Consider the following 21941-nt stretch of genomic DNA (forward strand, 5'->3'; position numbering starts at 1 on the left):
TATTTGGAGTAGTAGAGCTATGGGGATAACGTTAATATAAAAAACTGTAGGGGCGGAGCTTGTCTCCGCCCATGTAAAGCGGTAGATGTCTACAACATGACTTTATTGGTTGTTAAGGGGATTGGTGGACCTGTTTGTCTCCAATAGAAGCCTTTTGTAAACGGACATTTCAGCGGGGTAGTCCTGTTCTATCGTCTCTGGTGTGGATTTGAAGCGGAAAGACCAGTTTTGTTCAGACACCAACCCCGGCACGTTTATCCTGTCCACCGTTCCCGCTATATCCTGCACGGAAAGCATGACAATGGCGGAGCCTGAGTTAAGTATACGCCTAAGTACAATTTCCTGCACTTCGGGCGTAAAAGGCACAAGGCCGTTTGTTTTTTGTGTGGAAATCATTTCCCAAATATTAGAGCGCTCTTCTAAGGGCATTGTTTCCCACCAGTCTCTTAAGGTTTCGGTATCGTGGGTGGAAAGCGCGGCTACTGATATTTGCGGATAGTTTTTAGGTTCTCTGTAGTAACCGTCGTCCTCACGTTCCCAGCGCATAATTTTGTAGCCGGGTATCTGCAGTTCTGTCATAACTTCGCGGGTAAAGTTAGGTATAACGCCAAGGTCCTCACCAACGGGCTGCTTGTTGTTGGAAAGTGATTTGACTATGGTTAAAAAATCATGTCCGCGCTTACGCTGCGCGTCGTCGCCAATCCAATCAAAAAAACCGCGCGACTCAGGCGAGTCATAAACAAATGTTCTAAAAAATCCTACAAGATGGTCTAGGCGGAAAATATCGTACAACTCACACGCGCGGGTAACCTTTCTGCGCCAGTAATTAAAGTTGTTCTCATACATTTTTACCCAGTCATACTCGGGCAGGCCCCAGCGCTGGCCCTCGGTAGAAAACTGGTCCGGCGGCGCGCCTACTTCAAGCGCGGGGTTAAAGTTGTCTCTTTCTGCCCATACGTCGGCGCTGTCTAGGTTTATGCCAAATGGGATATCGCCAAATATTTTTACATTGTTTTGGGCGGAGAGCTGCGTGACGGTTTTAATTTGTTCGTCGCATATCCACTGCATGTATTTGTAAAAGAGTATGTTGACGGTGTATTTATCCGTAAATTCTTTTATGGCCTGCGGCTCTCTGTTTTTAAGGCCGTCTGGCCACTGTGTCCAGGTTTGCCATTTAAAATAATCTTTCAATGCTCTAAACAAGGCGTAGTTGTCCAGCCAGTGGGCGCTTCTTTCCTGGTAGTTTTTAAATTTTTCGGCGCGGGGGGTATTCTTTTGCACATGTTCTTTTAAGAAATAGTTAAAAGCCTGCCAAAGTGTTTTTAGTTTGGCGTCTCTTATGGTTACATAAAACACACGGTCAGATTTGTGCCACAGGTCTATAAGCGGCTGTATGCTGATAATAAAATCTTGCGCGGCTTGGCAGTTTTGCACGTCTTCCACTTCATGCACGGCTATGTAAACAGGGTCGATAGCGAAAGAGGTTAAGGCGTTATACGGGCAGTTTTGGCCGGGGGCCATCTCGTTAATAGGCAGTATTTGCACTACGCCGGTGCCTGTGGAGGCAAAATAATTGACCCAGTTTTGCAGTGAACTAAAATCGCCCACACCCCAGTCACGCGTGCTGCGCATGGCAAACATAGGCATGAGTACGCCGGCGGATTTTTTGTCTAAAATCTGGGTCATAAAATTATTTATAAGCGGTTACTTCTATCTCAATAAGCGCGCTCTTGGGCAGGCCGGTTACCTGCACGGTTGTTCTGGCGGGCGGGTTTTCTTTAAAAAACTGGCCGTAAACTTCGTTCATATCGGCAAAAAAAGTAAGATCAGTCATATAGACGGTGGTTTTTAACACGTGCTTAAGTTCCATTTTGGCGCCTTTAAGAATGTTTTCTATATTTCTAAGCACAACTTCTGTTTGGGTTTTTACATCGCCGCCTACAAGCTCGTTTGTAACGGGGTCTAACGGTACCGCGCCGGAGATAAAAACAAACCCTTTTGTTTCAACCGCTTGTGAATAAGGCCCTATAACTTTAGGCGCTAAGGGGGAGGTAATTATTTTTTTAGACATAAAATCAAACTCCTGTGAATATGTGTTGGAACTTACCAATTACAGTATATTAAATTATGAGCGGGGTGGCGTAGATAGAAAAAAATCTAATAATAAGTATTCTCCCTTTTGTAAAGGGAGTACCCGTAGGGGGGAGGGATTTTTGGTTGGTAAATTTTCTTTTATATGCATTCGTACCTCACGTGGTTAAATCCCTCCCCTGCTTTGCAGGTACTCCCTTTACAAAAGGGAGAAATTAAAATTGTCAAAATATTTTTTTGTATAACAAAAAAAGCCCCGCTTTCGCGGGGCTTTCAAACAATGCAAAATTACGGTTTGAATGTTGTAGGCGCTTCTGTTAAGCCAGAATCAGCAGAGAATGTTGTCGGATCGTCATCGTCGTTGAATTCTATGCAGATATCGTGCGCTTTTGTGTCAGCGGATTCGCCTGTGTAGCACCACGGTTTGCCTGTACCGGTAAAAGATTTACCAATAAAGTACGGGTAAGAACCGTTCATTCTTTCAGCCCAGATATGACCGGAAAGGTTGTCTGAAGCTGTGAAGAGCTTAACGGCAAAGCCGTTAGATGTCTTTGTGAGCAACAGGGATGTATCTGTTGAATCAACGCCCGGAGGAACTGTATCAAGTCTCTTCCAGTTTGTTGTGTACTTGCCTGTAGCCATAAAGTATCTCTGTTCAGCTAAGATAGCATTGCCGATAACTGTTTCAGCTTCAGCGGCTCTGGATTTTTCAACTGCTTTGAAGTATTGCGGCAACGCGATGGCGGCCAGAATACCAATAATGAGCACTACTACTAAGAGCTCAATTAATGTGAAACCTCTTTTATTCATAATATCCCCTCCTAAGGGTAATTAATGTTTGTGGTATATGCTACCACATAACTAGTGTAGTAATAAAAATAATAATTGTCAACATTAAAAAGTGTTAGATGGATTGCCTCGGAAGAGATAATATTTTTTTCGCTTTGCGTCTCAACTATAGCACTTATAAAGGTATAGATTAATTAATACTTGCCGCCCGCGCCAATGTAGTACTGCATAGCCTGGGTAAGGTTTTTTTGTATGTCGGCTATTCTTTTGGCGTCAGAAGGATGGGTGGACAAAAACTCTGTTGTTTTGCCTGATGACGCGGCGCTCATGCGTTGCCAAAAGTTTACCGCTTCTCTTGGGTCATACCCCGCCCTTGCCATAAGCATAAGGCCCATATAGTCGGCCTCGGACTCATGTTTGCGGCTGTAGGGCAGCAGCACGCCAAGGTTAACCGCCGCGCCGTAAGCTGATAAAATATTTGAGTTGCCCGTACCTATGCCAAGCAGCTGCCCGCCCATGTTTACAACAGAATTCTGGCTCATGCGTTCAGCCCCGTGGCGGGCTAAAGCGTGCGCTATCTCATGCCCCATAACCACGGCAAGGCCTGTGTCCGTCTGTGCTATGGGCAGTATTCCCGCGTATACGGCAACTTTGCCGCCGGGTAAACAAAACGCGTTTACGTCTGAGGCGTTAATAAGTATAAACTCCCAGTTGTAATTTACGCCTGCATGTTTGGCCAGGTTCTGCCCCACGCGCTTAACCTGCGCGGCTTGAGTGCCTGTGGTTATAATTTTAGATTTTGATTTGATTTCGTTAAAAGCCTGGGCGCCCATGGCGGCTTCTTCTGCGGCGGAGTACATCATAAACTGCCTGCGCCCGGTGCCCGGCACCGTCGCGCACGCCATAAGCATGGTTGTTAGTAGTAGTACGGCTGTAAGCTTCTTCATAATTACATTATAATGCAATAGTATGTTCAAAAGCCAGTATAATTTCCGCCACGTCGCGCCCTGTTTTGGCTTTTAGCAGGCGGGAGTGTACTGTTTTGTTGGATACGAAAGACGATATCTGCGCCAGCAGTTTTAGCTGTACGCCGTGGTCTTTAGCGGGGGAGAGTATTAAAAAGAAAAATTTTACGTTCTGCTTTTCATCGGCAAACGGCACGCCTTTGCGGCACAGGCCAAAGGAAATTACAGGTGTGTTGATAGACTTTAACCTTACATGCGGTATAGCCACGCCTTTACCTATATAATAGGTAAGCATGCGCTCACGGCTGAAAATAAGGTCACGTACTTCGCCTTTTTGAAATGTGGGCAGCACGCTGTGCATTTGCTCTATCATAGCGTCGTACACGGCAAATTTATCTTCGGCCTCTATATTGGTAAGGCAGGCGGCGGGCAGCAGTACATTGCCCAGCTGTATGTTTGGCGTGGCCTCGTTCTCGTCGCGTATTTCGCCTACAAGTTCCTCAAGCACGTCTTCCATGGTTAACAGGCCGACGACTACGTTTTCTTTATTTTTTACAAGCGCCTGGTGTATCCTGCGGTTTTGAAACTCGCGCAGCGCAACTTCTACGGGCGTGTCTTCTTTAAGCACTAAAAGCGGGTATTTATATTTTTCAATTTCAGGCCTGGCTGATTCTGTAAGAAAGTCCAGCGAAATTTCTTTTACCATTACATATTCTTTAGCGTCGTCTATAGAGTCATGTATTATAGGGTAGCGGGAGAACTTTCTTGATTTAATTACGGCAAATTTTTCAGCCCAGTTAGAATCTTCTTTAAGCGCCACAATGTTTTGGCGGGGCGTCATAATTTTTTTGGCGGTTTCGCCTTTAAAGTCAAACAGGTTTTCAAACATCAAGCTTCTGCTTAGCGAGAACTGCCCGCTGTCTTGCGACTCGTCAAAAATCATTCTTATTTCTTCTTCAGACGGGGTGTCCTCTTTTTTGCCGGGGTCTATGCCTATTAATTTAAGCACGGCATAAGCGCACCATACCAAAATATTTTTAAAAAAGTATGTAATTTTGTAAAAAATTGAAAGCGGGTATGCTGTAAACATAGCTATTTTGTCGGGGAATTTAACGGCGATAAGCTTGGGCACTTGCTCGCCAAAAATAACGTGTAATGATGTTATTATTGCAAACGCTATTGTAAAAGAAATACCGCTTTGCACCGTGGCCGGCAGTTTTGGGAAAATTGTGGGCAGCAAGTGGTCTAATATTCTGCCTACCGACGGCTCGCCCACCCAGCCAAGCGCGAGGCTGGTCATGGTAATGGCAAGCTGTATTGAAGAAAGGTAGTCGTCTATATGTTCACTGGCGTAAAGGGCTGTTTTGGCTTTGCCGTCGCCTTTTTCGGCCAGTTCTTTAAGGCGGGTTTTGCGTACTCTTATTAAAGAAAACTCCGCCGCGCTCATAAAAGCGTTAAATAAAATAAGCAGTAAAGCGATTAAAATAAAAATCAGGTTTGTTGTCATCATATATTGGTTATTATAATAAAAAAAGCTTGTGCCGGGAGAAAACTCCAAGAAGCACAAGCTTATAAGTAAAAATATGCGCAGAGAGGGACTCGAACCCTCAAGCCGTGAGGCATGCGCCCCTCAAACGCACGCGTATACCAGTTCCGCCACCTGCGCGTAAATCTTGTATTATTGCCGGTTAGCATAACCGGTAATAGAGGGAGTTTGCGACAAATTTTCAAATGCTACCGTATAATTCTATCAAAAAAAGATTCATGTTGCAATCTTACCGTCGTAATATAGGGAATTAATACTGCCTTAAATATTTTTCTATGCCTTTATATACACGGTCCGCCACTATTTTGTAGCCCTCGGCGTTGGGGTGTATTTGGTCGGCTTTCAGCTTTGGGTCGTTTAAAATATTTTTAAGTATGGCGGGTACAAAAACGGCGCCCTTTTCTTTAGCCAGTTTTTTGTAAGCTTTGGAATACTTGTTCATAAACAGGTTGCCGCCGGTGTCTACAACTACGGCAATAGCGCCGTGCTGCTGTACAATGTCTACCATTTGGCCTACGGCGGAAATGGTTTCTTCAAAGCTTGTTTGCTTCATAAAGTCATTGCCGCCAAACTCAATGAGCACCATGTAAGGGTCGTGCTCAAACACGCTATTAATCCTGCGCAGGCCGTCTGTACTTTTGTCGCCGTTTACGCCAAGGTTAACTACTTTTAAATCTACCTTTTTTGCCAGCAAATCCGGAAAGCTAGCCCCCTTGCCAGCCCCGTAACCATATGTAAGAGAGTCCCCCAAGCAAACTATACTTACGCCGTTGTTGTTCATGTTAACTATCTCCACGGCGCCCAGTTTGCCGTATAAAAAATATACTACCCCTAAAGCGCACAGCGCTATAATAATGTTTTTGGTGTTTAACATAAATAAACTTTATCATATATTGCTATATTAAGTTAAGGGGCAATAGTTTTGTAAAATAATAGTATATTATTTTATCCTCTCCCTTTTACGGGAGAGGGCAGGGTGAGGGTGCTATACACAAATATACTGCCTTTATAAAGTTGGAAATCCTATTAATAACAACTATAATACCCTCACCCGGACTCGCTACGCTCGTCTCGTCCTCTCCCGTAAAAGGGAGATGGGAAAACGGCACTGGCAATAATTGATGGCTAGGAGTATAATCTATGATTTTAACCTTAGATGTTGGCAATACACAAATTTTTGGCGGCGTTTTTGACGGGGAAGAAGTAAAACTGCGCTTTAGAAAAACCTCTGCCGGGGTTTTAACCTCGGACGAGCTTGGCATATTTTTAAAACAAGTCCTGCGTGAAAACGGCGTAAAACCAGAGGATATTAAAGACATTGGCATATCTTCGGTCGTGCCTGACCTGCTTAGAACAATTGTTAACTGCTGCGGCAAATATTTTAATATAGACCCTTTTATAATATCCTCCCAGACCGAAAAAACTTTGACCTACCAGGGCCGCCCGCTTGACGGCCTGGGGGCGGACCGTGTGGCCAACGCCGTGGGCGCAATGGCGTTACACCCCGGGGAAGACCTTATAATAATAGATTTTGGCACCGCCAATACCTACTGCGCTATCTCGGCCAAAGGTGAGTATTTGGGCGGGGCTATACAAATAGGTATAGCCACTTCGCTCAACGCTTTAACACAAAATACCGCCCAGCTTTCTAAGGTGGAAATTTTAAACCCGGGCGCCGCCGGGGGCTTAACAACCGCCACACAGTTACAATCAGGCATGTACTATGGTAACCTTGGCGCGATAAAAGAGTTTGTTGCCAGGCTGCAGAATGAATGTTTTAAAGGCGCCAAAGTAAAAGTGCTTGGTACGGGCGGCATGGCCAGGATGTATGAGGATGAAAAGATTTTTGACCAATACCTGCCGGACCTTGTAATTTACGGCATAAAAGTAGCGCTTGAACGCGCCAAAAAAGAGGCTAAATAATGACAACAATATTTTGGGTAATATTAGTAGTAGCTGTGGCCGCCGTATGCGGCGCGCTTGGCTACGTACTGGCGGACCGTAAAGGCGCGGCTAAAGTAGCGGTGCTGGAAACTAAACTGGAAGAGCAAACCAAAAACGAAGAGCGTGTGCTTACCACATTCAAAGCCATGTCTGCCGAGGCGTTAAATACCAACAATAAATCATTTTTAGAACTGGCCAAAGCCACACTTGAGAAGTACCAGGAGGGCGCCAAAGGCGACCTGGAAAAACGCCAACAGGCTATTAACAATATGGTAGAACCCGTTAAAGAAACTCTTGGCAAATTTGAAGTAAAGCTTGGCGAAATTGAAAAAGAAAGAAAAGGCGCCTACGAGGGCCTGCGTGAGCAAGTGCACATGCTTATGGGCACTACACAAACATTGTCTAACGCGTTAACATCATCTTCCGCCCGCGGCCGCTGGGGGGAAATACAGCTTAAAAAAATTGTAGAGCTTGCCGGCATGGTTAACTACGCCGATTTTACGGTGCAGGAATCCGTTAACACTGCCGACGGCCGCCTGCGCCCTGACCTTATTGTAAAGCTGCCCGGCGGCAGCAATATTGTGGTGGACAGTAAAGCCCCCGTCAGCAAATATATAGAAGCGGTGGAAATTAAAGACCCCGCGCTGCGTCAGGCAAAATTTAAAGAATTCGCCGGGCAGATAAAAGAACATATTAAAAGTTTAAGCAGCAAAAGCTATTGGGAGCAGTTTTCGCCCACGCCTGATTTTGTGGTATTGTTTATACCGGGCGAATCCTACTTTGCCGCCGCGCTTGAGGCTGAGCCGGCTTTGATAGAGCAGGCCGTGCGTGAGAAGGTTATTGTAGCCACGCCTACCACTTTAATAAGCTTGCTTAAGGCTGTAGCGTACGGCTGGCGCAATGTGGCTGTGGAAGAAAACGCCAAAGCCATTACCGCGCTTGGCAAAGAACTTTACGAACGCTTGGCTGTTATGACGGACCATTTTTATAAGGTTGGCGGCAGTTTAGAAACGGCGGTAAAAAACTATAACAACACTTTAAGCTCTTTTGAGTCGCGCGTACTGGTAAGCGCGCGCAGGTTTAACGAGTTAAAAGTATCTGACAAAGAAATAGCGCCGTCGCTGGAAAAATCCGTCAGCAGCATACCCAAAATTACGGAAGAATAAACAATTAAGTTGTAAGCTATTAATAAGTTTTGTAGGGGCGGAGCTAGTCTCCGCCCCTTGTTGTTTTTTGGCTTGGGACACTCACGCTCGTATCTCGCTTGGGAACGGGCGGAGACTAGCTCCGCCCCAACAAAGGTTAATAACAGTTCTCTTTTAAAACAAGTTTCCGCTCCAGGGCTTTTGAAGATTTGCATATAGTTTCCCCAAATGTATTAATTTCTCCCTTTTGTAAAGGGAGTACGGCGCAGCCGGGAGGGATTTAATGAGAGAGGTACGAACGCATTAATTAAGTGTTGTTATGATATTAGATATTCAACTTAAACTTTACAGTAGTATGAATTTATTCATCACTCTCACTCCTAAGAGGTAGATTGACAATAAAAAGCCCCGCCGTTTGGCGGGGCTTTTTGCTTAAAACTTATTTATACTCAAGTTTAACAAGTTTGTACTTTTTTACGCCTTTGGGCAGCGTGGCGTCAAACTCCTCACCCTCTTTTTTGCCAAGTACCGCGGCCGCCAGCGGTGACTGTACCGAAAGCAAACCCTTTTCCGGGTTAGACTCTAAAGAACCTACCAGCGTATAGGTAAAATCAAAATTTGCCGCTACGTCACGCAATGTGACGGTGGCGCCTATGCGGGCCTCGGTTTTGTCTACCTGCAGGTCGTCCGTTATTTCGGCGTGGCGCAGTTTAATTTCCAAATCTTGTATTTTAATAAGAGTTTCTTCTTGTCTGGATTTGGCGGCGGCGTACTCAGCGTTTTCTTTTAAATCCCCCTGCTGGGCGGCTTCGCCTATTTCCTGTGACAATTTGGCCTTAATTTCTTTTAAGGCGGCCAGGTCGTCTCTTAATTTTTCGTAATTTTTGCGGCTTAAATAATACTTCTCCATAACATCTCCTTCTGTACTGCTCTATATTTAAGACAGTATAGCAAATATTTAATTTTTCCCTAATTTTGGCAGCAGGTCTGCAATGCCTTCCGTCTGGGCTACGCTTACTCCGGCGGTTTTGGCCTCGTCTTTAGTAAGTGAGGACGTTATAACACGCTTAAAACCAAGTCTGGCGGCCTCGGCAATGCGCCTGTCCAGCAGCGGCACTTTAGCCAGCGGGCCCAGTATGCCAACCTCCGCCACAAAAACGTCTGTGTTGGACAGCGGTATATCTTTGGCCGAGCTTATTACAGCGGCGCACAACGCTAAATCTAAGGCAGGGTCTTTTATTTTCACGCCGCCGGCTAAACTTATGTAAACGTCTTTACTGTCCAGGCTTACGCCGGCGTTTTTTTCTATAGAGGCTAGCAGCACCTGGCATCTGTTAAAGTCCAACCCCGTAGCCACACGGCGGGGGAAGGGGTACCTGGTGGGCGTTACCAGCGCCTGCACTTCCACTAAAATCGGGCGCGTGCCTTCTAATGCTATAGAGTAAGCGCGGCCTATAAGCGGTTTACTGCGGGAACTTTCGGTAAAAAACGTACTGGCGTCTTCTACAGGCAACAGGCCCTTTTGCGTCATTTCAAACAAGCCTATTTCATGGGTAGAGCCAAACCTGTTTTTATGCGGGCGCAGCAGGCGTAAAATATTATCTTTTTCCGTGTCAAAATAAAGCACGGTGTCTACCATATGTTCCAGCACTTTTGGCCCCGCCAGTTCGCCGTCTTTTGTTACGTGGCCGAGTATAAAAAGGATGGTGCCCTTGGGTTTACACAGGCGCAGCAACTCAGCCGCACACTCGCGCACCTGGCCTATTGTGCCCGGTGACGATGAAAACGCCGGGTGGTAAACCGTTTGTATAGAGTCTATAATAAGCACTTCGGGCTCCACTTCTTTAAGCGCGGCAATAATATTTTCTATATTTGTTTCCGATAGTAAGAAGATATTTGTGCCGTCCAGGCCAAGCCTGTGCGCGCGGGAAGATATTTGGTTTAGGCTCTCTTCGCCCGATATATATAAAACTTTTTTACCCTTAGATATTGACGCCGCCGTTTGCAGCATTAAAGTTGATTTACCTATGCCCGGCGCGCCCGCCAGCAGTATAAGCTGGCCTTTTACCAGGCCGCCGCCAAGCAGCCTGTCCAGCTCAGCTATGCCTGAGAGTTCGCGCTCTTCTTTTAAATTTTGTGTGTCGGCCAGTTTTATAATTTCTGAGGAAAACTCCGTAAACGCGCGGGATTTTGACTTGGTTTTAGTCTCCTCCTGCACCACTTCTTCCACTAGAGAGTTCCACTCGGAACAATCCGGGCACTGCCCCATCCATTTAGGGGCTTTAAAGCCGCAGTTCTGGCACATGAAAACTGTTTTTAATTTCATAACTATATGACACCTTTACCGCCCGCATTACCGGGCGGTTATTAAATTTAAATTATTACTTTTCTATGGTAACTTTGGTCTGTCTGGAATCTTTAGCCACGGCGGTTATTTTGTATCTGTCTCTTGTGGCGCCCATTTTAAAACCTTTGCGGCGCAGGCTGCGCTGCATGTCGCGGTTAAACTGCACCGGGTCGCCGCTGATTAAGCCAAGGCGCACTATGTCTGAAGTATAGCCGCCATACTGCTTTTTGTGCACTTCTTGCAAGTACGCCAGTTTTGCTATTTGCCCCTCGGCCACGCGTACCTGTTGTTTGCTGTAGGGCGACGGCATTTTTACAGCGGCAAAAATAGAAAGTGAAAGTATGGCGCCTAAAAGTATTGCGGAAAGGAACATTATTACAATGGACTCGCCTTCCGTCTTTTCACGCGTGCTTATAACCATGCTACCGGCCATAAAATCATGCAAAGCGCGTTTGCGTTTGGTAACCGCCGCCAGCGCGAACCCCGCGAACCAGAAGAAAAACCCGGCATAATATCCTACAGCGCGTATAATGCCTTTTACAATATTTATATTGCCTTCTTTAGCGCTTACTACTTTAATGCCCATAAGCCATTTGCCAAGCGTTACTCTGCCGCCGGAGTTAAAAATTGCGGCGTAAAAAAAGAACAGCGCCAACGGCCCCAAAAATAGCAGTGATAATGTTGCGGATGTAAAAGCGTAAGAAGTAAAATTTGTAAGGAACAAAAACGTAAGCAGCGGCACAATATAAAAAGGAAAAATGTCTAAGACAAACGCCACTATACGCTCTGAGATAGGCGCTATGGTAACTTCTTGCTGGGCTGCGGCGGGCTGGGTTAGTTCTTGCATAAAAACTCCTGTATAAAATTATTTATAACAAAAAATAAATAAAACCACAATGGTTTCCTCTTAATTTCATATAATACTATTATAGTCAGTTAACTTAATCTTATCATATTTCTCAAATTGTGCTTTTTGAAAAATTTTAATTTTTTTGTTCCTTACATAACTTTGGCTATGCGCGTCACAAAGAAAATTAAAATTTTTCAAAAATCAAAACTGATAAACATAATAATATTAAGTTAACTGACTATATAGCAGGGCTTATGACGCATAAATCACCCTGTTAAGGATAGTATGACAATTAACGCAATCTCTTCAGTACAAGACGGTCTTGAAAAAGAACGTAATCCTTTCAAAGGTAAAAGCTTACAAGCGGTACTTTTTAAATTCTCTGCCCCGGCGGTTATAGGCATTTTGGTTAATGCCATGTATAACGTGGCTGACAGGGCGTTTATCGGGCACGCTTTGGGGCCGGACGGCATAGCGGGTATTACGGTGGGGTTCCCATTGACAATATTTGTTATGGCGTGCTCCATAATGTTTGGTGTGGGCGGCAGTGTTTTGTTTTCCATAAACCTGGGCAAAAAAGATTATAAAAAGGCCGAGCGTGTTATGGGTAACACCGTTATCGCGCTTATAGTTGTAATAAGCGCGCTGTCAATATTTTGGATTTTCACTATGGACTTTTTTCTCACTCTGCTTGGCGCGAGTGAGACGGTGCTGCCCTACGCCAGAGACTATATGAAAATACTGCTTATAGGCGCGCCGGTGCAGGCTATCGGCATGGGTATGAACAATTATTTACGCGCGACCGGCAACCCCAAAATGGCCATGGTTACCATGATTATAGGCGCCATAATTAACTGCATACTCGGGCCTTTATTTATATTTGTTTTTAAATGGGGTATGGAAGGCGCGGCGCTTGGCGTTATAATTTCGCAATTAGTTTCCGCGGTTTGGGTAATGGCGCATTTTGTCGGTAAAAAAGCGCAGTACCGTTTGCGCCTTAAATGCATGAAGCCGGACTTTAAAATTATTAAATCAATAATGTCCATAGGTTCGTCACAGTTTATTATGAACTCGGCCTCGTGCGTGTTAAACATCGTGCTTAACCTGACGCTGGTTGGTTACGGCGGTGATTTGGCAATATCGGCCATGGGTATAGTGACTAGTGTAAACACTCTTTTAATAATGCCTGTTATAGGCATAGCGCAAGGCGTGCAGCCTATTATAGGCTACTATTACGGCGCCAAATACTACGCGCGTATGCTGCAGTTTTTAAAAAAGGCAATAGTATGGTCCACCGCTATTACAACGGCGTCTTTTATTTTGATAATGTTGTTTTCCACCTATATTGTAAGAATATTTAATAATGACAACCAAGTGCTTTTGGACCTGTCGTCCTATGCTTTGCGCGTATTTAATATAGGCGTGCCTTTGGTGGGCTTTCAGGTTATAGCCAGTACGTTTTTTCAGGCTACGGCTAAACCGGTTAAAGCTATTATCTTAACTTTAGCCAGGCAAATATTAATACTGCTTCCTCTAATAATTGTGCTGCCTGCTTTTATGGGGCTTAACGGTATTTTTATAGCTTCGCCGGTGTCTGATATTACGGTATTTACTTTAGCCTTTTACTTTCTAAGGCGGGAAGTTAAAAAGTATATAAGAACAGTTTAAAAAAAAGAGGACATTATGTCCTCTTTTTTTGCGCTTATCAAAAGCTTGTGAAATTCACTTATACTACAGCACTTATGACAATATAAAAAACCCCTCAAGTTTAGCGAGGGGGTTTTAAATTTACTTATTTTCTTTTTCTTCGGTTTTTATTATCGCGGTGGCTTTTTTAAGCGCGGTGTCTATAGTTCTGCATACAAACTCTTTGCCTAGCGTAAATACAAAGTTGTATTGCTTTAATGTTTGGTAAGGCTGGTTTTGCACTTCTGATAGTATCAGTTGTATATTATCGTGTTTACATCTTAAGTATATTTTGTTTAAAGCGTGGTAGGCGGTAGCGTCCATAGCGGGTACGGCGCGCATGCGCAGGATTAATACTTTGCAGTCTTTAATCTGTTCAAGCGTTTCCAAAAATGTGTTTGTAGCGCCAAAAAAGAACGGGCCGTTAATTTCATATACGCGCACGTGGTCCGCGATTTTCTTTTTGTCTATGTCAGACTTATCTTTCATTTCAACTTCTAAATCCTCGCCGTCCATAAGTGAAACATTGTAAACGTCGCTCATACGTTTCATAAAGAGTATCGCGGCCAGCACCATGCCTACTTCAATGGCTATTACAAGGTCTTTAACCACGGTAAGAGTGAATGTGGTAAGCAAAACAAGTACGTCGCTTTTTGGCGCTTTGAATAAAGTTACAAAGCTTCTCCACTCACTCATGCGGTATGCAACGGCAAATAATATCGCCGCCAGCGTGGCCATGGGTACCAGGCTGATGTATGGCATAAACAACATCATAAATATAAAAATAAATATAGCGTGCGATATGCCGGCCACGGGTGTGCGGCCGCCGTTTTCCACGTTAGCCGTGGTGCGCGCGATAGCGCCTGTGGCGGGTAAGCCGCCAAAAAGGGCCGAGGCCGTGTTTGCCACGCCTTGCGCTATAAGCTCCACGTTAGAGTTGTGGCGTTTGCCTATCATGCCGTCGGACACAACGGCCGAAAGCAGCGATTCCACCGCCGCGAGTATAGCTATAATTATAGCCGGCTGTATTAAATTTTTAATCATTTCCCAGGAAAGTGATGGCAGCTGCGGGCGGGGTAAAGCGGCTTCTATCACGCCAAAGCGCGAGTAAATGGTTTCTACCTCCAACCCCGCGAATTTTACTATTAGTGTAGTTAGTAAAAGCGCGACCAAGGTGCCGGGCACGGCTTTCCATTTTTTAGGCCACAGCACTATTATGCCAAGCGCTAAAATACCTATGCCAAGCGTAGTAAGATTTACATTATGCAAATTGCTGAAGTAGACGGACCATTTTGCAAAAAAATCAGATGGAACACTGGCTAAATTAAGCCCTAAAAAATCATTAATCTGCGTGGAAAATAGTACAACCGCTATACCGCTGGTAAAACCGGTTGTAACCGGGTACGGTACATATTTAATAAAGGTGCCCAAACGCAGCAGCCCCATTATTATAAGTATTATGCCCGCCATTGCCGTAGCCGCTATAAGGCCGGCAGTGCCGTACTCTGCTATAATGCCCAGCACTATTATTACAAACGCCGCCGTAGGGCCGCCGATTTGCACCCTGCTGCCGCCCAGAAGCGAGATAAAAAAGCCCGCCACAACGGCAGTGACAAGCCCCTTTTCCGGCGTAACGCCGCTGGCTATGGCAAGCGCAATTGAAAGCGGCAGCGCTATAAACGCCACCACCAGGCCCGCGCTGATATCCTTTAGCAGGCGTTTGGGTTTAAATTCTTCCGGATTACTTTTAATAAGATTATAAAGTTTAGGTCTAAGCATATACTAAATTATAGTAAATAGGTACGTTTTATGCTTGGGGGTGGGGATAACCTGTTTTTGCGTTTCACATTCTTTCAAAATACTGTGAATTCTACGTTTACAACGCTGCTGACAAATGGTACTGATAGCAACAAAAAAGCCCGCGTATTACCGCGGGCTTTTTGGTTGTAAAATAAATTTACTTTGTGACGTTTTTCCAAGCGTCAGCTTCATTTTTTAAAGCTTTTTTTGTATCTTTGCCGGCTTTTTTAGCGTTTGCTTTAGCGTCTTTAGCTTTTTTTTCTGCTTCAGCTTTTTTAGCTTTGTTGGCGGCTTCTGTTTCTTTAGCTTTTTTGTCTGCGTCCGCTTTTTGCTGTTTTAATTTGGCTTTGGCGTCAGCGTCGGCTGTTTTGGCCTTTGCTTTCTGGGCGTCGGCTTTAGCTTTTAAATCTGCTTTAGCTTTATCAGCGTCGGCTTTTTGCTTGGCGGATTTAGCTTCAGATTCTTTTTTAGAAGCTTCCATTTTCTTTTTGGCCGCGTCTTTGTCGGCGGAGATTGATTTTCTTGTGTTCTCAGAGGAAGCTTTTATGCTGTCTGAAAGTGTTGTCTGGGCAGCGGCTACTGTGGCTACCGCTGTTACTAAAACTAATGCTGCGATTAATTTTTTCATGTACTATACCTCTCAATTTTAAAAGGGTCTAACCCCTTTTTTTATGATACTATTTATTAACGCAGTTGGATACATTTTTATTGCATGGGGTATTTATGGAAAGAAAGAAACCTCTTATAAGGGGTTGGTTTATTATAGCGCTTGTATTGGCGGCTGTGGCTTTGGTGCATTATAAAGTAGTGTCGCCGTGTAAAGACGGGCAGAGCTGTAACCTTATATGTTATGAGAACCTGGGCAAGCAAAATTACGAAAAAGCCGAAAAATACTGCAAACTTGCTATAAAAAAGGACCCTAAATTCACCTGGCCTTACAATAATATGTGTTCTATAAAAACCTCGCAGGGTAAAATGACGGAGGCTATGGAATACTGCCAAAAAGCAATAGAAATTAACCCAAACTATGTTAATGCCTACACAAACCTGGGGAACGCGCGGGAACATTTGGGGGATCATAGGGGGGCGATAGAGTCTTATAACCTGGCTTTGGACATTGACCCTAAGGACCAAAACGCGCTTTTTAACATTGGCGCGGCAAAGTCAAACAGCGGGGATTTTGACGGGGCCGTCGCCGCTTTTGAAAACCTGGCCCAAATAGCGCCAAAATACCGCAATTTGTACCGTTCTATGGGGAAAGCGCTGTATTATAGCGGGGACTACGCGGGGGCAATAATAAGTTTTAATAAAGAACTGGAACTTTACCCCAACCACACCGGCGCCGCCACTGACCTGGCTAATGTTTTTATGGCGGGCGGGGATTTTGAAGAGGCGTGCGAAATTTACAAAAAATACACCAAATATCCCTGTGATTTTCCCAATTATATGGCAAAAAGGGAGGGTGAATTACACAAAGAAATAGAAGAAAACAACAAAAAATACCTGCCTTTAGGTTTGCCATATTTTGAACTGGCGGATTTAAAATTTAGAATTAATGATTTTAGCGGTGTTATCAAAAATTTAGATGAAGCGTTAAAAATTACCAGAAACCACGAGTATTATAATAACCGCGCCTGGGCCAAAGTAAAAATGGGCCATTTTAAAGCCGCGCTTAAAGACGGGTTGATAGCCATCCAGCTTGCCCCCGCCGACGATAATATCGGCCATATATACGACACCGTCGCCGTGGCAAATTATGGCATGGGGGACTATAACACCGCGCTTACTTACCACGACAAAGCCCTGGCCGCCAACCCGGGCGACGCCGAAATTTTAAAAGCCCGCGCCGCCACCAGGGCCGCCATGGGCAATTATGATGGCGCGCAAGCCGATATCAGCAAAATTAACGACATGCGCAGCAGCGCCCAGCGCGGCCACAAACAACGCCGCCAGCAAGACTTCGCGCTGTTTTTAAGAAAACTTTTTACAGGCTTTTAACGTCTGAGAATTTTATTTTTTAAAAAATTGTTGTATAATATATAAGTAGTTTGAAGGGCCCGTAGCTCAGCTGGGAGAGCGCCTGCATGGCATGCAGGAGGTCATCGGTTCGATCCCGTTCGGGTCCACTTTTTTTTAATTTTAATTAGACAGATTAAGCCGCACCCTTGTGGTGCGGCTTTTATAATAATATATGTCACCTTATCTTTACGCTTTAGCGTCTAACTTTTGTTTTGGCCTGGGCGCCCAGGTTTTTACCAAGTTCTCCCGTATGATGTCGCCTGTATGGATGACAGTGTTTAAGGGCGCGGCGGCGTTTGTATTTTTTGGCGCGGCCATACTTTTAACGGGCGGATTCCACGCCATAGAACTGCGCTACATGCTTACCTTTATGCTCTCGGGCTTTTTGGCTTTTGGCTTTGGCGACATGCTTATGTTAAAGGCGTTTGCCGACATGGGCCCCGGCCGCACAATGATGTTGTTTGCCTTCCAGCCCCTTATACTTGGCGTTATGAGTTACTTTTTATTCGGGCAAACCGTAAACGCCGTTAAGTTTGTCAGCATAATATTTTTTATAATATGTATGTTTGTTTTCGCGCTGGAAAGCTACAGGAGACACGGGCACTGGAGTTTGCTTTCTATGTTAATAGCGTTCGGCGCTATGTTTATGGACGCTGTGGGCATTTTAATAACCCGCTACTCCTTTGACGGGTCCAACGCTTTACCCATGGAGGGTAACTTTTACCGCACGGCTGGCGCACTTGTAAGTTTTATTATTGTATGCAGTATTTTTAAAGTAAACTTTTTTAAGAAGTTAAAATCCATGACAGGCAAGCAGTTCAGTCTTGCCGGTGCAGGCTGCTTTGTAGGCACATTTTTATGCCTTTTATTTTATTTGACGGCTATTAAAACGGGGCATTTGGCGTCGTTATCATCCATAGCGTTAACAGGCGTTTTATTCGCCGCGTTTTTTGAATGTTTGTTCGAGCGCAAACTGCCGTCAAAATATTTTATGGTCGCCGCAGTGTTTTTTGCTATGGGAATGTATCTACTATTAGGATATAATTAAGTATGACTGAAAAAGACTACGGTGTTACGGTTGCCAAATCCGCCGGGTTCTGCCCGGGGGTTAAAAAGGCTATAGATAAAGTGCTTGAACTGGAAAGCTCCGGCAAAAAACCTATCTATACGCTCGGCCCGTTAATACACAATAAGCAGGTTATAGAAACACTTGAAGCCAAAGGCATAACATCTATAGACAAACTTACGGAAATCAAAGACCCCGCCGGTGTGCTTGTCATACGCGCGCACGGTATCACGCCAAAATTTCAGCAGGAAGTTGTGGCGACAGGCCACGAAGTGGTGGACGCCACCTGCCCGCTTGTAAAACACGTGCACAATATTATTTCTAAATACGCAGACCAGGGGTACACCACCGTTATTATAGGCGACGGCGGCCACGCCGAGGTTATAGGCCTGCAGGGTTACACCCAAGGCCGCGGCTACGTTGTAGCTAACGAGGCCGAGGCCAACGCCTTGCCGCAAATGGACAAGGTTAATATCGTTGCCCAAACCACTCAAAAGGAAGAATCTTTTTACAAAATAGCTGAAATTATTAAAACAAAAGCGGCTGAGGCCGTTGTGTCTAACACCATTTGCGAGCCTACCAAACAAAGACAAAACGAAACTATGGCCTTGGCCAAAAATGCTGATATGGTGATAGTGGTGGGGGGCAAAAACTCGGCCAATACGGCCCGCTTGGCTTTGCTGTGTTCTGAGCTGGCGCCAAAAGTTTTGCATGTTGAAACGCAAAAAGATTTAGAGGGTGAAGATATTATCAGCCCCAAAAAAATTTTTATTACAGCCGGCGCGTCTACGCCCAACTGGGTTATAGACAAAGTTACCGCCGCCGTAAAAGACGCCAGACGCAAACGCAGCGTTGTGGGCATACTTGGCACGCTGTGGGCGTTTGTTATTAACAGCTCTTTATATACCGCTTTTGCGGCGTTGGCGCTTACTTATGTTTGTATGAAATTGCAGGGCGTGCGCTTTAACCCCGCTTTGCTGGCTTTATCATGGCTGTTTGTTTTTAGTTTAACCGTTATTAACAGGGGCGTAAGCAAAGGTAAAGAAGTTGAAAAGAGGATGCCTGTTATAATTGGCGTAGCGGCCGGCGTAGCGGCCATGAGCATAGCTTTTACGCTTAGCATGCCTATATTTTGGGCTACATTATTTTTCTGGTTTTCCGGCATTGTTTACCCGTTCAGGTATATGTTACAGGTTAAACGTTTTACCTCTATCCCAGCCACTAAAGATATTTTTACCGCGCTTGGCTGGGCGTTTGTATGCGCCTATTTGCCCGCTGTTGTGCACGGTATAGCTTTTACCAAGGCCAACTATTTGGCGGTTTTTTACGCGGCTATGCTGGTGTTTATGCGTTCGGTTATACTTGGCATAGGCGCGGCGCATAAAGATATTATGATAGGGCGCGAGAGTTTTTACAAAGCGTTCGGCCTTAATATTACCAGAATCGCTATTACCGCCGTTATAGTAATTGTAAACGGTGTGCTTATATCGCTTATAGCAATGGGCTGGAAGGTTAAGCTTGTAAGCATGCTTCTTTTGAGTAATGTTTATATAATATGTATAGCGGTATATTATTACCGCCAACGCAAACCCAGAAACGTAATGGAGGAAACACTGGTAGACGGCCAATTTTTTATAATGGCTGTATTAAGTTTTTTAGCCAGGTTTATATAATATGACAAAAAAAATTAGAAAAATAGGTATTTTAACGGCAGGCGGGGACTGCCCTGGGCTTAACGCCGTTGTACGCGCGGTTTCTAAAAACGCCTTAAGAAACGGTATAGAAGTAGTAGGTTTTAAAAATGGTTTTGACGGGGTAGTAAAAAACGAAACCATGCCTATAGATAATGATATTGTGTCGGGCATATTAACGCTGGGCGGCACCATACTTGGCACCAGCAATATAGCCAACCCTTTTAACTATACGCTTGCGCCTTACGGTTCACCCGAGAAACCGGCCGATATGTCAAGCGTGGCCATGCATAACGTTGAAAAAAATAAAGTTGACGCCCTTGTAACCATTGGCGGCGACGGCACGCTCAGCATGTCACAGCGTTTTGTGGAAATGGGGCTGCCCGTAGTAGGCGTACCCAAAACTATTGATAACGACCTTTCCGCCACAGACCAGACTTTTGGTTTTGACTCCGCCCTAGCCATAGCTACCGAGGCAGTTGACAGAATACATACCACCGCCCAATCGCACCACCGTGTTATGATTATAGAGACCATGGGCCGCTACGCGGGCTGGTTAGCTTTGCGCGCGGGTATAGCGGGCGGCGGCGATATTATTTTAATACCTGAAATACCGTATAACATGGACGTTATTATAGAAGCTATTGAAGAAAGACGCTCAAGAGGCAGAAACTTTAGCATAATCGTAGCCTCCGAGGGAGCCAAAAATGAAAAAGGCGAAATGACTATAGCCAAAACTATAGCCGGCTCTACAGACGCTATAAGACTGGGCGGCGTAAGCCAGGTTATAAGCAATACTATTGAGGATATAACCAAAATAGAATCACGTGTTTGTATTTTGGGCCACGTACAGCGCGGCGGCACGCCCACGGCGTATGACCGCTGGTTGTCCACCAGGTACGGCGCAAAGGCGCTTGACCTTATTTTAGAAGGCAAACACGCTAACATGGTTTCATTACAAGGCACAGAAATTAAAGACGTACTTATTAAAGACGCGGTTTCCAAACTTAAATTGGTTGACCCGCGCGGGCAAGAAGTAACCGCCGCATTAGAAATAGGCACCAGCTTCGGCTCTACAGAAATAAAATAAATTAAGAGGTAATATAATGGCAGACAATTTGGAATTGGTATACGGCGTACACGCTGTAACAGAAGTTTTAAGAAGCAAAAAAAGGCGTGTTGTACAGGTTTACGTACTTGACGGCAAAGCCGGGCACAAGGGCGTGGAGCTGGCCATAGTTTTAGCCAAAAGGGCCAATGTAAAAATTGACCGTATGGACACCAAACAAATGGACGCCATTACCAAAAAAGCTAACCACCAGGGTATTATAGCCAGGGTAGAGCCCGTTAAAATTATGCGCCTGACCAGCGCCATATCAGAAGCGCGCGACAATAAAAAAGAACTTTGGCTGGCTATAGACGAAATGACCGACCCGCAGAACCTGGGCGCCATTATCCGCAGCGCGGCCTGCCTGGGCTTTAGCACAATTTTACTGCCCGCCAGGCGCACCGTTGGCCTTAACGCCACCGTATATAAAGTAGCCAGCGGCGCGGTTGAAAAGGTAAAAATAGTAGAAGTTGCCAACCTTAACACAGCTTTACTTGACCTGCAGGACGAAGGATTCTGGGTATACGGCGCCGATATGGAAGGAAAAGCGCTGCCTAAGGTTGACTATTCCTACCCCGCAGTGCTTGTTATAGGCGCGGAAGGTACGGGGTTAAGAGCGAAAACATTGGAGCACTGCGACGAGGTTGTAAGCATACCGCAGGCGGGTGACAGTGTGGACAGCTTAAACGCCGCCAGCGCGGCCTCTATCATAATGTATGATATGTTCTCCAAAGCGTATTTTAAAAAATAAATTTTTTACCTCTCCCTCTTAGGGGATAGCGTAGCATGCAGATATCAAGCTGTAGAGGTCGAGATGAGCGTAGCGAATCCGGGTGAGGGTGATATGGATTTTATTAATAAGGGCACTTGTTTTACAACAACTATATATTTGTG

Annotated in this window: 19 protein-coding genes and 2 tRNA genes; 9 read left to right on the forward strand and 12 right to left on the reverse strand. The window is 45.0% G+C overall.

The window, feature by feature from the left end; all coding sequences use genetic code 11:
• Nucleotides 1-102: 102 nt before the first annotated feature.
• The 7 genes from AAIR98_RS03770 to AAIR98_RS03800 all read right to left on the reverse strand — a co-directional run bounded on the left by AAIR98_RS03770 (nt 103) and on the right by AAIR98_RS03800 (nt 6265).
• On the reverse strand, nt 103-1686 hold the full coding sequence (locus AAIR98_RS03770; protein ID WP_423970918.1) for a 4-alpha-glucanotransferase: 1584 nt from the start codon (nt 1684-1686) through the stop codon (nt 103-105).
• 4 nt (nt 1687-1690) lie between these two features.
• Nucleotides 1691-2071 carry a RidA family protein gene (locus AAIR98_RS03775; RefSeq protein ID WP_423970919.1) on the reverse strand — a complete coding sequence of 127 codons (381 nt, stop codon included), beginning with the start codon at nt 2069-2071 and terminating at the stop codon, nt 1691-1693.
• A 308-nt stretch (nt 2072-2379) separates the two neighbouring features.
• On the reverse strand, nt 2380-2901 hold the full coding sequence (locus AAIR98_RS03780) for a type IV pilin protein (protein ID WP_423970920.1): 522 nt from the start codon (nt 2899-2901) through the stop codon (nt 2380-2382).
• Nucleotides 2902-3074: 173 nt separating this feature from the next.
• A complete protein-coding gene (locus AAIR98_RS03785; protein WP_423970921.1) occupies nt 3075-3827 on the reverse strand; it encodes a M48 family metallopeptidase in 753 nt (250 codons plus the stop codon).
• Nucleotides 3828-3834: 7 nt separating this feature from the next.
• Nucleotides 3835-5355: a CNNM domain-containing protein gene (locus tag AAIR98_RS03790; protein ID WP_423970922.1), complete on the reverse strand. Its 1521-nt coding sequence runs from the start codon at nt 5353-5355 to the stop codon at nt 3835-3837.
• Nucleotides 5356-5429: 74 nt separating this feature from the next.
• Nucleotides 5430-5511, reverse strand: a tRNA-Leu gene (locus tag AAIR98_RS03795).
• A 130-nt stretch (nt 5512-5641) separates the two neighbouring features.
• Nucleotides 5642-6265 carry a GDSL-type esterase/lipase family protein gene (locus AAIR98_RS03800; RefSeq protein ID WP_423970923.1) on the reverse strand — a complete coding sequence of 208 codons (624 nt, stop codon included), beginning with the start codon at nt 6263-6265 and terminating at the stop codon, nt 5642-5644.
• 266 nt (nt 6266-6531) lie between these two features.
• Between AAIR98_RS03800 and AAIR98_RS03805 the strand changes: the two genes are divergently transcribed.
• A complete protein-coding gene (locus tag AAIR98_RS03805) occupies nt 6532-7314 on the forward strand; it encodes a type III pantothenate kinase (RefSeq protein ID WP_423970924.1) in 783 nt (260 codons plus the stop codon).
• On the forward strand, nt 7314-8501 hold the full coding sequence (locus AAIR98_RS03810; protein ID WP_423970925.1) for a DNA recombination protein RmuC: 1188 nt from the start codon (nt 7314-7316) through the stop codon (nt 8499-8501). Before AAIR98_RS03805 ends, AAIR98_RS03810 begins: the two co-directional genes overlap by 1 nt.
• 418 nt (nt 8502-8919) lie before the next feature.
• Here AAIR98_RS03810 and AAIR98_RS03815 read toward each other — a convergent pair whose 3' ends face one another.
• From AAIR98_RS03815 to AAIR98_RS03825, 3 genes are read right to left on the reverse strand one after another with little or no spacing between them, the layout of a single operon-like run.
• Nucleotides 8920-9390, reverse strand: coding sequence for a GreA/GreB family elongation factor (locus AAIR98_RS03815; protein WP_423970926.1), 471 nt, complete (start codon nt 9388-9390; stop codon nt 8920-8922).
• A 48-nt stretch (nt 9391-9438) separates the two neighbouring features.
• Nucleotides 9439-10806, reverse strand: a complete 1368-nt coding sequence (gene radA, locus AAIR98_RS03820) for a DNA repair protein RadA (protein WP_423970927.1) — start codon at nt 10804-10806, stop codon at nt 9439-9441.
• A gap of 55 nt (nt 10807-10861) precedes the next feature.
• Nucleotides 10862-11674, reverse strand: a complete 813-nt coding sequence (locus AAIR98_RS03825; protein ID WP_423970928.1) for an RDD family protein — start codon at nt 11672-11674, stop codon at nt 10862-10864.
• A gap of 288 nt (nt 11675-11962) precedes the next feature.
• On the opposite strand from AAIR98_RS03825, the gene AAIR98_RS03830 reads away from it, so the two are divergent.
• Complete coding sequence (locus tag AAIR98_RS03830) at nt 11963-13345, forward strand: MATE family efflux transporter (RefSeq protein ID WP_423970929.1); 1383 nt, start codon at nt 11963-11965, stop codon at nt 13343-13345.
• A gap of 120 nt (nt 13346-13465) precedes the next feature.
• On the opposite strand, the gene AAIR98_RS03835 is transcribed toward AAIR98_RS03830, so the two are convergent.
• Both AAIR98_RS03835 and AAIR98_RS03840 read right to left on the reverse strand, forming a co-directional pair.
• Complete coding sequence (locus tag AAIR98_RS03835; protein ID WP_423970930.1) at nt 13466-15142, reverse strand: SulP family inorganic anion transporter; 1677 nt, start codon at nt 15140-15142, stop codon at nt 13466-13468.
• 178 nt (nt 15143-15320) lie between these two features.
• A complete protein-coding gene (locus tag AAIR98_RS03840; protein WP_423970931.1) occupies nt 15321-15791 on the reverse strand; it encodes a hypothetical protein in 471 nt (156 codons plus the stop codon).
• A 95-nt stretch (nt 15792-15886) separates the two neighbouring features.
• On the opposite strand from AAIR98_RS03840, the gene AAIR98_RS03845 reads away from it, so the two are divergent.
• From AAIR98_RS03845 to rlmB, 6 genes are all read left to right on the forward strand, one after another.
• On the forward strand, nt 15887-17161 hold the full coding sequence (locus tag AAIR98_RS03845; RefSeq protein ID WP_423970932.1) for a tetratricopeptide repeat protein: 1275 nt from the start codon (nt 15887-15889) through the stop codon (nt 17159-17161).
• A gap of 55 nt (nt 17162-17216) precedes the next feature.
• Nucleotides 17217-17289 (forward strand) — tRNA-Ala (locus AAIR98_RS03850).
• A 65-nt stretch (nt 17290-17354) separates the two neighbouring features.
• Nucleotides 17355-18230 (forward strand): EamA family transporter, encoded by an 876-nt coding sequence (locus tag AAIR98_RS03855; RefSeq protein ID WP_423970933.1) that lies wholly within the window; start codon nt 17355-17357, stop codon nt 18228-18230.
• Between the two features lie 2 nt (nt 18231-18232).
• The gene (ispH, locus tag AAIR98_RS03860; protein ID WP_423970934.1) at nt 18233-19921 is read left to right on the forward strand and encodes a 4-hydroxy-3-methylbut-2-enyl diphosphate reductase; all 1689 of its coding nucleotides are present in this window, start codon (nt 18233-18235) and stop codon (nt 19919-19921) included.
• 1 nt (nt 19922) lies between these two features.
• Entirely contained in the window at nt 19923-21029 is a 1107-nt protein-coding gene (locus tag AAIR98_RS03865; RefSeq protein ID WP_423970935.1) for a 6-phosphofructokinase, read from the forward strand.
• 16 nt (nt 21030-21045) lie between these two features.
• Nucleotides 21046-21798, forward strand: coding sequence for a 23S rRNA (guanosine(2251)-2'-O)-methyltransferase RlmB (rlmB, locus tag AAIR98_RS03870; RefSeq protein WP_423970936.1), 753 nt, complete (start codon nt 21046-21048; stop codon nt 21796-21798).
• Nucleotides 21799-21941 lie beyond the last annotated feature (143 nt).

Origin of the sequence: Elusimicrobium simillimum, from assembly GCF_049639735.1 — a bacterium.
Lineage (GTDB): Bacteria > Elusimicrobiota > Elusimicrobia > Elusimicrobiales > Elusimicrobiaceae > Elusimicrobium > Elusimicrobium simillimum.